The sequence below is a fragment of the Halorubrum sp. SD612 genome (assembly GCF_002135005.1).
In genome coordinates this window covers 1-2,134 of record NZ_NEWI01000277.1, presented here as the reverse complement: position 1 = coordinate 2,134, position 2,134 = coordinate 1, and the positions used below count along the sequence as shown (strand labels likewise).

Sequence of the window (2,134 nt, the reverse complement as noted above, 5' to 3'; positions counted from 1 at the left end):
CCGTGACGCCGACCCCGCTCCCGTTCAGATGACGCCCGCACTCACCCGCCGGCGACGCGTCCCCGGCGGGTGAGTGCGGGCGTCATCTGAACGGGAGCGGGGTCGGCGTCACGGTCGTCACTCCACGCGGACGCGGTCGAGCGCGTCGTCGACGACGTCCGCGCCGTCGGTCCCGCCCGACTCGGTTCGAATCCGATGCGAGAGCACGGTCGGCGCTTCCGCCTGAACGTCGTCGGGGATCACGTACTCCCGGCCGTCGAGCGCGGCGCGGGCCTGCGACGCCCGGAGCAGCGCGAGGCTCCCGCGCGGGCTCGCCCCGAGCCTCGCGTTCCGCCGCGTGAACACCGCGAGCCGGGCGACGTACTCCCGGACCGCCTCCGAGGCCTCGATCTCGCCGACGATCCGGCGGGCCCGCCGGACGTCCGCGACCGTCGCCACGGGCTCGACCGAGTCCACCGGGTGGTCGCCGCTGAGCCGGCCGAGGATCGCGGCCTCCTCCTCGGCGTCCGGGTAGCCGAGCCGGATCTTCTTCGTGAAGCGGTCGACCTCCGCGACGGGGAGCTCGTACGTCTGTCCGGGCTCCACGTCGTTCTGCGTCGCGATCACGCAGAACGGGTCCGGCAGCCCGCGGGTGGTCCCGTCGGTGGTCACCTGGTTCTCCTCCATCGCCTCCAGCAGCGCCGACTGCGTCTTCGGCGGGGCGCGGTTGATCTCGTCGCCCAGCACGACGTTCGCGAACACCGGCCCGGGCTGGAAGTCGAACTCGTCGGTGCGGCGGTTGAACACGTTGACGCCGGTGACGTCGGAGGGCAACAGGTCGGGCGTGAACTGGACGCGCTTGAACGAGCCGTCGATAGAGCGCGCGACCGACTTCGCCAGCGTCGTCTTCCCGACGCCGGGAACGTCCTCGACGAGGAGGTGGCCGCGCGCCAGCACGGTGACGAGGACGTGTTCGACCGCCTCGCGCTTGCCGACGATCACCTCCTCGACCTCCCCCGCGATCCGGTCCGCGAGCGCGGCGACGTCGGCGGGCGTCTCGGGTGTGACCGCCGCGGCGGCGCCCGTCGTCACCACGGCGTCCCCGTCGCCGTCGGTCGACTCCGCGCCGGCCGACTCCGCGGAACCGGTCGGGACCGATCCCGACTCTCCGGGGCCCGTCATCTCCGGCCCGCCCCGTCCGGATCGGCCTCCCGTCCGGACGCGACCGTGCGAATGCTCCCCGTGATCATCGATATACAGCGACTACGGCGAGCAGCGGCATATGCGTTCCGCCGGCGGTGGTCCGCTCGTCGCGGCCGATTTCGGCGTCTCGGGATTTCGGTGTCCGGGCCTCCCGGCGTCGACCGCGCGGGACCCTCGCCGCGTGCGACTACGGCTCCCGGACGTTCCGCCCGACCGGCTCGCCGAACGACGCGGCCCCGGTCGCGGGGTCGCGCTCGTAGACGACCTCGCCGCGGACCAGCGTGACCTCGGGGAACACTCCCCGGAGCCCCTCGAAGGGCGTCCACGCGCAGGCGCTGTGGAGCGCGGCGGCCTCGATCTCCCGCGGGTCCGCGGTGTCGACTAAGACGAGGTCGGCGTCGCGGCCCTCGGCCACCCGCCCCTTCCGGTCGAGGCCGAACGTCTCGGCCGGGTTCGCGGCGATCACGTCGCGGACGCGTTCGAGCGACAGCTCCCCGTTCCGGGCCGATTCGAGCAGGAGCGGGTACAGCGTCTCCACGCCCGGGACGCCGCTCGGCGCGTCGGCGAGGCCCGTCCGCTTCTCCGCGACCGTGTGGGGCGCGTGGTCGGTCGCGACGACGTCGACGTCGCCGTCGGCGAGCCGCGCGAACAGCGCCTCGCGGCGCTCCTCCGACCGGAGCGGCGGGTTCATGCGCCCGAACGTCCCGAGCGACCGCGCCCGCTCGCGGGAGAGGTAGAGGTGGTGCGGCGTCACCTCGCAGGTCGCGTCCGTCCCGTCACGGCGGGCCTCGGCGACCGCGTCGACCGCCTCCGGCGTCGAGGTGTGCGCGACGTGAAGGCGCGCGTCGCGCCCGGCGGCCGCCGCGGTGCCGCGCACCGCCCCGCCCACCGCCGCGCGCGCACGCCGGTGCGGCGCCGACGCGCCCGCCCCGACGGCCCGGCAGTCCCCCCC

Annotated in this window: 2 protein-coding genes; both read right to left on the bottom strand. The window is 74.9% G+C overall.

The window, feature by feature from the left end; all coding sequences use genetic code 11:
• Positions 1-117 precede the first annotated feature (117 nt).
• On the bottom strand, positions 118-1,161 hold the full coding sequence (locus tag B9G38_RS16365; protein ID WP_086221085.1) for a MoxR family ATPase: 1,044 nt from the start codon (positions 1,159-1,161) through the stop codon (positions 118-120).
• 208 nt (positions 1,162-1,369) lie between these two features.
• Positions 1,370-2,134: amidohydrolase family protein (locus B9G38_RS16360; protein ID WP_233127248.1), on the bottom strand; the 765-nt coding region annotated here is incomplete at its 5' end.